This window comes from Saprospiraceae bacterium (assembly GCA_026129545.1).
In the GTDB taxonomy this organism is placed as follows: Bacteria; Bacteroidota; Bacteroidia; order Chitinophagales; family Saprospiraceae; genus M3007.
On the sequence record JAHCHX010000001.1, the window covers coordinates 3,661,673 to 3,670,983 of the forward strand.

Genomic DNA, 9,311 nt, shown 5'->3' on the forward strand with positions numbered 1-9,311 from the left:
TTGCTGTTTGACAATTGGTTCGGCCACTGGGCGCTGCCTTGTGGCCGAAAACTACGCAAGAAATCGGGGGCAGGGCGTGTTTTCTGATGAGGCCGTGTTTTCTTTGCCGTTCCATTCGGCTCGCGCCGACGCGCCCCGTGAACTGACAAACTTGCTCAAAAGTCGGGTTTGTCACACCATCAATCAAAACTTTTGAGATGGCCACAAAGGTGCAAAGAGTTGATTCATAAAATTTTGCGCCTTCGCCTCTTCGTGGCGAGATTCAAATTTTAACGACGGCAAAAATGCAAAACTGGCAAATCAAAGCTTCCCTATTCCTCAACTACTTCGTGTTCGCCATCCTGCTCAATAGTGTGGGCACGGTCATCCTCCAAGTGCAGAACAACTATGGCGTGACGGAGAGCGCGGCCTCCGTGCTCGAAGCGTTCAAGGACCTGAGCATTGCCGCTGTGTCGTTTTTGCTTTCCTCCTACATCACCCGCATCGGCTACAAAAACGCCATGCTCATCGCGTTGGGTTTGGTGACGGTTGCTTGTGTTGCCATGCCCATGCTGAATGGTTTTTGGGCTACGAAACTCCTGTTTGCGGCGGTCGGCTCCAGTTTTGCGCTCATAAAAATGTCAGTGTACAGCACCATTGGGCTTGTCACCCGCGACGAAAAGGAACACATCAGCCTGATGAACTTTATCGAGTCGTTTTTCATGGTCGGCATCCTGACGGGCTATTTCATCTTTAGTGCCTTCGTGGACGACGCCAATCCTCAGTCCACCGCTTGGCTTCGGGTGTACTACTTGTTGGGGGGCATTTCGCTGGCAGCCTTCCTGTTGTTGCTTACGGCAAAGCTCGATGAATCAGCCTCAAAGAGCCAAGAAAACATTTCGCTCGTGCAAGATTTTGGCAAAATGTTTCAGCTGATGGTCGTGCCACTCGTGCTGGTGTTCATCCTCTGTGCTTTTTTCTATGTATTGGTCGAACAAAGCATCATGAGTTGGTTGCCTACCTACAACAGCAAGGTGCTCAACCTGCCCACCGCCTTGAGCATCGAAATGGCGAGCATACTGGCCGGAGCCACCGCTTTGGGACGTTTTCTCGCGGGCATTGCGATGAAAAAACTCAAGTGGGACGTGGTGCTTGTAGGCTGCCTCATCTTGGCTGCGCTGTTGGTGCTGACAGCCGTACCATTGGCAAAAGGCATCGGCGAGCGCACGGTGACGGGATGGGGCGACGCGCCGTTGGCGGCGTTTGTGTTCCCGCTCATCGGCTTGTTTCTCGCGCCGATTTATCCGGCTATCAACTCGCTGATTTTAAGCAGCTTGCCCAAGCATAAGCACGGCCTGATGTCGGGTCTTATCATTATTTTCTCCGCCTTGGGCGGCACCACAGGCTCTATCATCACAGGCAATATCTTCCAGCATTTTGATGGGCAAACGGCATTCTACTTTTCGCTGGTGCCGATTGGGATATTGTTGGTAGGGCTGCTTTTTTTCAAAAAATTGCAGGGAAAGCCGCAGGCATGAGGGGAGAAAACACTCATGTTCCGGCCTTGTAGCGAATCACCTCGGCCTTCTCTATCGTAATCAACCCCCCTGAGCGCGTTTGCTCGAACAACTGCTCAACGGTCTCGACAAACACCCTGATTTTTTCCTCATCGTCCACGATTTCCACCACGATGGGCAAATCGGATGAAATTTCAAACAGCTTGGTCGTGCGCACCTGACTGTTGGCCCCGAAGCCCATGATGCCGCGCAGCACGGTAGCCCCCGAAAGCCCCAGTTTTTTGGCCTCGAAAACAATTGTTTCGTACAAAGGTCGTCCTCCGGCCCTGTCATTTTCGCCAATGAAAATGCGGAGCAGCTTGGCATTCGGATTATTTTCCATAGTCAAAGGATTTTGATAATAGTGAAACCGATGAAAGTAGCCAACAACCCCAACAGCACGCTCGCCACGACGTACGTCGCGGCATATCCATATTGGCCGTCGCGCAGGAGCGCGAGCGTCTCGTTGGAGAACGCCGAAAAAGTGGTGAAGCCGCCGCATAGGCCCGTAGCCAAAAAGAGCCGCCATTCCATCGGCAGGCTGCTCCGCTCGCTCAGCCCAAACACCAGCCCTATGGCAAGGCATCCGGCGATGTTCACCCCCAATGTGCCAAAAGGAAAAGCCGACAAGAACTTTCCCTGCACCCATTGAGCCGTCAAATAGCGCAACACGCCCCCGACGAAACTCCCGATTCCGATGAATAAAAGTAATCTCATTTCCGTCCGTTTTTTCATTTTTGGCGCACAAACATATTTACTGAAGCCCAATTATTATGCACCATTTCCACATTGAGTCTCTTTCACCGCTGTATGAAGCCGTGCAGACAAGCGGCATTTTCCCCGATTCCAAATTTTTCCCCGACTGCGCCCCCAAATCCGATGCGACCGCCATCCTATCAGCCTACGAGCAGGCTAAAAGCCAACCGGGTTTTGATTTGAAAAAATTCGTGGTGACACACTTCGAGCTTCCCCCCGAGCCTGCTCTCGCTCATTCTTTTGCCCAGCTCCCCATATTGCAACACCTTGAAAACCTGTGGGATGCGCTGCTCCGCCAACCCGACCAACTGCCGTCAGCCAGCAATCGCCCATCATCGCTCATAGCCCTGCCCCATCCCTATATCGTGCCCGGGGGGCGCTTCCGCGAAATCTATTATTGGGATAGCTACTTCACCATGCTCGGCCTGCAAGTGTCGGGGCGCGTGGACATCATTCAGCAGATGGTGGACAATTTTGCGTACCTGATTGACACCTTTGGGTTCATCCCAAACGGCAACCGGACGTACTATTTGGGCCGCTCGCAACCCCCGTTTTTCGCGCTCATGGTCAATCTGCTGGCCGAAACGAAGGGTGAGGCGACGCTGTTAAAATATCGTCATCAGCTAGAAAAAGAATATGCCTTCTGGATGGCTGGTGAAAACGACTTGTCGGCTGCACTGAGCGCATACCGTCGGGTCGTGCGCCTGCCCGACGGCAGCATCCTCAACCGTTATTGGGACGACCTCGACTCACCGCGCCCGGAGGCATACACAGAGGATGTCCATGTCGCTCAACAATCGGGCCGCGACCCTTCGACCGTCTATCGCCACATCCGCGCAGCCGCCGAGTCGGGTTGGGATTTCAGCAGCCGGTGGTTCGCCGACGGGCAACACATCAAGACCATTCAAACAACTGATATAGTGCCGATTGACCTCAATTGCCTGCTTTATTATTTGGAAAAAACACTCGTTCATGCCTACCGCCAATTGCCCGACCACACCCCCGTCGAAGTGATGAAAACCCGCGCTCGCTTGCGCAAGGCCGCCATTCAACAATACTGCTGGGACAAAGCGGCGGGTTTTTATTTTGATTACCATTTTTCAGCCAACAAACACACCGACGCATGGACGCTCGCGGCCACTTTCCCCCTGTTTTTCCACCTTGCGGAAAAAGAGCAGGCCACACAAGTGGCGCAGCACCTTCAAGCAAAATTCCTGCAACCCGGCGGCCTTGTCACCACCCTCGTCCGCAGCGGCCAACAATGGGACGCCCCCAACGGCTGGGCACCCTTGCAATGGATAGCCTTCAAAGGTTTGCGCCAATACGGGCTGGACGAAGTGGCATCGGCCAACCGGATGCGCTGGCTCGCGCTAAATGAAAAAACCTACGCCGACACTGGCAAAATGATGGAAAAATACGACGTGATGAACCCCGACGCAAAAGCGGGCGGTGGCGAATATCCCAATCAAGACGGTTTTGGGTGGACGAACGGCGTGTATCTGCGCATGAAGCAAGGGTAGGGCGTATGTTAATTTTTGGCACAAACCCTTCTTCCCGGTTTGATTCTGCGCCCCCTTGACTATCTTTGCCACAGCCTTAGTTATATGAGTTTTATGTGTTCTTTAGACCAGTACCACATATCCGACCGATAGGTGAGTGTACGAGTACCCTGACAATAATCCCCACAGATTATCCGCGCGTTTTTCGGTGTTCATCTTTTTTTCCAGCGACGAAGGCTACCTTTTTTATCGCGCCCGGCCGGGCCTCTAATCTGTTTTCCGTTAACAAGCCCTGCCCCCACAATGGGGAGCGTCCCTTGCTCACGCGCAAAGGACACGCCTGAAGGACGCTTGCCGCGACACGACGCGGCGGCGAGTGGCAGGCCAATCATCCCTTGAGCATCATGCAAACCGTTATTCATTCATTTTTCAAAAACCTTTTACCATGCTTGACAAAATTATCTTCCGAAAAAAACGGGGGGGGGGGGGCGAAACATTGAATCGTCCGGCGCCCCGTCTCAATCCCTTGCCCCTTTCGGCACGCTCACGGAAAACCCCGTCTCAAGAGCCGTGACACCCTGTTTGGCCGCGCACCGCCTGCTCAAGGCGGTTTTCCCGCTCCTCGGCTGGCTCGTTTTGGCATCAGGCCTGTCGGCACAGACAGGCCCTGCCATTCACCCGCCCTGCGGCTCCCTGCAAATAGAGATAGTGCCGTCGCCGTACGACGGGAGCGCCGACGACCAGCCCCTTTGTTTTCCCTGTTGCGGCCCCACCAACTGCCAGAGAATGCGATACGACGTTTTTTTGAGGGCCGTGCCGCCCGCGCCGGGCGCCTGGTCGAACGGCAACTTCAACATGGGCTACGCCCATTTGGTCGTGAAAGTCAGGCTCAACCTTGCGAAAGGCGCCATCACGTCCATCAACGAGCCGCTCACCGAGGCGGCGACTTGCCTCGCCGCGTTTTTGGGCAACGGCAACCCCGCCGTCACCTTCGACGCCAAGGAGGGCGAGGCCACCCTTTTGGTGACAAACATGACGGGCGAGGTCACGCCCCTCATCCCCTTTCAGCAATACCGGACCACCCAGCCGCTCTTTCAGGTCTTCGTGGACGGCTTTCCGGGGGAGGAGTTCGGGCTGGAGTGCGCCGAGCTGAGCTACGTCAACGATTTCCATATGTGCACGAGCCAGCCGGGCTGCATCGGGAACACCGTCTCGACGTTTCCGCCGCCCTCTGTCGCGTCCGCGGCCACCTTGTCCCTCGAGGCCAATTGTGTCAGCCCGCTCTTCATGCTCGTCCCCGTCACGGTGTCCATGCTTCCGCCAGACGTGAATTTCATGGATTTCGCGGTGGAAATCGCTTGCGCGGGCCCCAACGCGCCCCGGATGAACGCCCCCCCTCAAGCGACGGGCTTCAACGGCGGCATCCCGCTCCCGACGGTGCGGGTTTTGGAGGTGGAGGACAAGGTCAGGTACCTCTTGCACGCCAGGTACCCGTCGTTTTCGGCATCGGGGCTTCCGGGCGGCACGGTTCTTTTCACCATCCGCGTGCCGAGGCCCGAGGATGCCGGCGAGACGCACACCCTCACGGCCACCCTGAGGCCGGGGCGCGTCCGAAGCGGGCAGAGCATCGGCACCGGCCCCAGTTTTCAGTGCCACGCTTTTTCCCCCGACTCCGAAGGGTCGGTCGAGTGCGCCCACATGGGCGAGCCGCCCTGTCCCGACATGTGGCTGACGGTGGAGCCCTCGTCGGTGCCGCCCAGCGAGTGCGGGAACTTGGCGGCTTACGCGCGACTGAACTGGAACTTCGGCAATGAGCCCACCCGAGCATTCAAAATTTTCAAGGCGCTGCTCGAGTTCGACCTGCAGCCGGGCGTGACCATATCGGGTGCCTATCTGGAGAACATAACGTGCCCGACATCAGCCCCTTACGATTGCCCGGGCGGCTGTTTTTATGTGTCGGGCAACACCGTCAACCTGTGCATCAACGATGCCGACGGCATCACCCTCGATGCCAACACCCGCATCCGGATAGAGTTTAATGGCAGCGGCGGCTGCGTGATGAGCGGCAAGGCGCGGCGCGTGACCGTCAAGCGGATAATCCAGAACGTCTCGACCGACGAGTGCCGCCCCGCCATCCACAACATGGGCCTGCTTTGCCCCAAAAAAATCGAGGGCGACATCGCCACGAAGAACGGCTGCTTCGTGGATGCCGTGAGCGTGCACGTCGCGCCCGTGGGCGGGGGGTGCGCTCCCATCAATTTCGTCGCCAACCTGCCCAGCGCCTCGTCTTCCTGCGCGGTGCCATACTCAAAGTGCGTGTGCGAGGGCGTCAGCCAGTATCAGGTCACCCCCTCCAAAAACGACAACCCCCTCAACGGCGTGACCACCTTCGACCTCGTGCTCATCCAAAAGCACATACTTGGGCTGGAAGTCCTGGACAGCCCGTATAAGATGATTGCCGCCGACGCGAACAAGTCAAACAGCATCACGACGTTTGACATCGCTGAGCTGCGAAAGCTGATACTGGGCCTTGCCGACACGCTTCCCGGAAACAACACCTCGTGGCGTTTTGTGCCCAAGTCGTATGTGTTCCCCAATCCAAGCGACCCTTTCCAAACCACTTTTCCAGAAAATGGAACATATGCCCTTCCCACCGCCGAAGCCGACTTCGTGGCCATCAAGGTGGGCGACGTCAACCTGAGCGCCCTGACGGGCTGCTCCAACGACTGCGACGCTTTTCAAAAACCCGTCGGCGAGGCCGCGCTCGAAATCCCCGCGAGCCCCCTCAGGGCTGGCGAGCATTTCGCCCTGCCGGTGCGGGCCGCCACGGGTGTGCCCCTCGTCGCCTGGCAGATGGCCCTGCGCTTCGACCCCGACGCGCTGGAGCTCGTCGGCCCCGCGCAGGGCGACCTGGGGAGCCTCAACGAGGGCAACTTCGGCCTCACTCGGGCCGGGCAGGGCCTCGTCCGCGCCCTGTGGTTCGCCCAGCCCGGCGAGGAGGCGCCCCTGCAAGCAGGCCAAGCCCTGTTCCGCCTCGCCTTCCGGGCCAAGCGCGACATCCCCGACCCGGGCGGCCTTTTGCGCCTCGACGACGAGGCGCTTGCCGGGCTGGGCTGGGGCGAGGCGGGCCATGCCCACGCGCTCCGGCTGAGGGTCGCGCCGGAAACGGAAAGCCGCGAGCAAGCCGGCGACAACCCCCTGTCGGCGACCTGTCGCCCCAACCCCGCCGTCGCCGAGGTCGGTTTCGACCTGACGATGCCGCAAGCGGGCAATGCACGGCTGTCCATCTACGGCGCCTTCGGCACGAGGGTCTTTTTCCGCGAGTACGCATTGGAACAAGGCCCGCACGCGCTGACCGTGCCGCAAGCCGCCGAGTGGCCCGCCGGGGTCTATCACTGGGAGCTGCGGCACGGCAAGCAGCGGGCGAAGGGCACCTTCATCCGGCAATGACGGACGCGCCCGCTTCTCAAGAGGATGTCCCATAAGTGATGTTTGTTTGACAGGATTGACAAGATTCGCGCCCTTTTTCGGGTAAAAAAACCTGTAAATCTTGTTAATCCTGTCGAAATTTAAACTTGTGAGACGGCCTCTTTTCCGACGAATCGCTTTCAAACACAAACCAAACACACGACTTTTCTCATGAAAAACATCCTACTCCTCCATATACTCCTCCTCGGGGCGCTCGGCCCCGCCCTATCCCAAAAGCGCCTCCACGTCAACCACGCCGCCACCGGCCAGAACAACGGCTCCTCCTGGGCCGACGCATACGCCGACCTGCACGCCGCCCTCGCCGCCGCCCAGCCCGGCGACGAGGTGTGGGTGGCCGAGGGCGAGTACAGACCCACCACCGGCACCGCCCGGGACATTTATTTCGACCTCAAAAGCGGCGTGGCGCTCTACGGCGGCTTCGCCGGCACCGAGGCCGACCTCGCGCAGCGCGACTGGCAGGCCCACCCCACCGTGCTGAGCGGCGACATCGGCACGGCGGGCGACAGCACCGACAACTCCTACACCATCCTCTACATGGGGGAGCCGGACAGCCTGACGGTGGTGGACGGGCTGGTGTTCCGCTTCGGACAGGCCGACTATCCGGGCGTCGCGGCCGCCGACCTGCCGCGCATGGCGGGCGGCGCGCTGTTCGTCATGGCACGCGACGAGGAGGCCTACTGCACCGTCTCCAACTGCCGCTTCGAGCGCAACTACGCGCGGCTGCACGGCGGGGCGGTGTACGTGGACGGCAGCGGCACGGGGTCGGTGGCCCCGACCTTCCGCGACTGCGTGTTCGAGCGCAACCGCGCCGGGCAGGACGGCGGCGGGCTGTACCGCAACGGCTGCGCCTGGGTGGACAGGATGGACTTCGAGGGCTGCAGGTTCACAGGCAACCTCGCCGGTCGCAACGGCGGCGGGCTGTTCGTGCTAGATGCCGAGCGGACGGACGTGATTGACGTGTATCGGTGCGAGTTCGCGCAAAACGATGCCGTCATGGGCGGCGGAGGGGCCACGCTAAGGGTAGGGCGAAACGCCGGAGCAAAAGTAAGGGTGGAAGGATGCAGGTTTGTTCAGAATGAACGCTGTGGCTTAGTTTTAGATAACAGATTCTTTCTGTTCACCATGTGCGTATGGGTAGACAACTGCTATTTTTACAAGAATAGGGCGAGGGTTCCCGATGGCACCTTTTTTAGTGCATCTGATGTTGGTTTTAATTGTCTTGGCGAAGATGGTGAAAAAATAATTTCAAATAATTTTTTTGAAATAAACAATATGCCTTCCGCTACGAGAATGCAAGGTTCTCTTGGAGATGCAGGAACCGTGTTTATCGAAAAAAACACTTTTCTAAATTGTGTTGCCAATCCTTTTCTGCTTGGTCCTGCTGCCTTTATCGATAAGCTAAGAATTGAACAATCTCATTTTGGATCTATCTATTCAGGAGGAAATTGTGTGATACACAATATGGCAGTTTCATTTTCAAGCATTACCGAAGGAGTAACGGGTATGATTTTTTTTGATTCAAAAGTATCAAACTCTACTTTTTATGACTGTGCAATAGATAAGCTAGGCGCACCCAATAAAGACTCTAAAATTTATTTCCAAAATTCCGTCTTCAACTCCTGCACGTTTACTGAGTTTTTTGGCAACACCGACGGCAAATACTATCTCCAAAACTGCGTCTTCGACAGCATAGACTGCGCCCCACCCCTCTACCAAGTCTTCTGCGAAAACGTCCAAACCGGCCTCGACCCCATGTTCATCAACCCCGCCGCGGGCGACTTCCGCCTTCAGGGCTGCTCGCCCCTCGTCAACGCCGGCAACAACCTCCACGCCGCCACCATCCCCACCGACTTCGCCGGAAACCCCCGCGTCCAGGACGGCACGGTGGACATCGGCGCCTACGAAACCCCCGCCCTCGCCCTCGCCGCAGCGCCGGACGTCAAGGCCGCCTGCGCGGGCCTGCCCGACGGCGCCATCGCCCTGCCGCTCGTCGGCGAATGCCCGCCCCTCGCCTTCGAGTGGCAGTCCGGCC

Annotated in this window: 6 protein-coding genes; 4 read left to right on the forward strand and 2 right to left on the reverse strand. The window is 57.9% G+C overall.

The genetic code is table 11. The features are described from left to right. Positions 1-284: 284 nt before the first annotated feature. Positions 285-1,517, forward strand: a complete 1,233-nt coding sequence (locus tag KIS77_14320) for an MFS transporter (GenBank protein ID MCW5923515.1) — start codon at positions 285-287, stop codon at positions 1,515-1,517. Between the two features lie 13 nt (positions 1,518-1,530). Here the strand turns inward: KIS77_14320 and KIS77_14325 are convergent, their stop codons facing one another. Continuing rightward, entirely contained in the window at positions 1,531-1,878 is a 348-nt protein-coding gene (locus tag KIS77_14325; protein MCW5923516.1) for a DUF190 domain-containing protein, read from the reverse strand. Between the two features lie 2 nt (positions 1,879-1,880). Continuing rightward, positions 1,881-2,252, reverse strand: a complete 372-nt coding sequence (gene crcB, locus KIS77_14330; protein MCW5923517.1) for a fluoride efflux transporter CrcB — start codon at positions 2,250-2,252, stop codon at positions 1,881-1,883. Positions 2,253-2,308: 56 nt separating this feature from the next. Between crcB and treF the strand changes: the two genes are divergently transcribed. From treF to KIS77_14345, 3 genes are all read left to right on the forward strand, one after another. Next, positions 2,309-3,811: an alpha,alpha-trehalase TreF gene (gene treF / locus KIS77_14335; GenBank protein ID MCW5923518.1), complete on the forward strand. Its 1,503-nt coding sequence runs from the start codon at positions 2,309-2,311 to the stop codon at positions 3,809-3,811. Positions 3,812-4,360: 549 nt separating this feature from the next. Then, positions 4,361-7,240, forward strand: a complete 2,880-nt coding sequence (locus KIS77_14340; GenBank protein ID MCW5923519.1) for a hypothetical protein — start codon at positions 4,361-4,363, stop codon at positions 7,238-7,240. A gap of 189 nt (positions 7,241-7,429) precedes the next feature. Continuing rightward, on the forward strand, positions 7,430-9,311 hold a 1,882-nt coding region (locus KIS77_14345), incomplete at its 3' end, for a right-handed parallel beta-helix repeat-containing protein (GenBank protein ID MCW5923520.1).

Coding starts and splice junctions, on each gene's coding strand:
- KIS77_14320 (MCW5923515.1), top strand. CDS start 285: ATGCAAAACTGGCAAATCAAAGCTTCCCTATTCCTCAACTACTTCGTG.
- KIS77_14325 (MCW5923516.1), bottom strand. CDS start 1,878: ATGGAAAATAATCCGAATGCCAAGCTGCTCCGCATTTTCATTGGCGAA.
- crcB (MCW5923517.1), bottom strand. CDS start 2,252: ATGAGATTACTTTTATTCATCGGAATCGGGAGTTTCGTCGGGGGCGTG.
- treF (MCW5923518.1), top strand. CDS start 2,309: ATGCACCATTTCCACATTGAGTCTCTTTCACCGCTGTATGAAGCCGTG.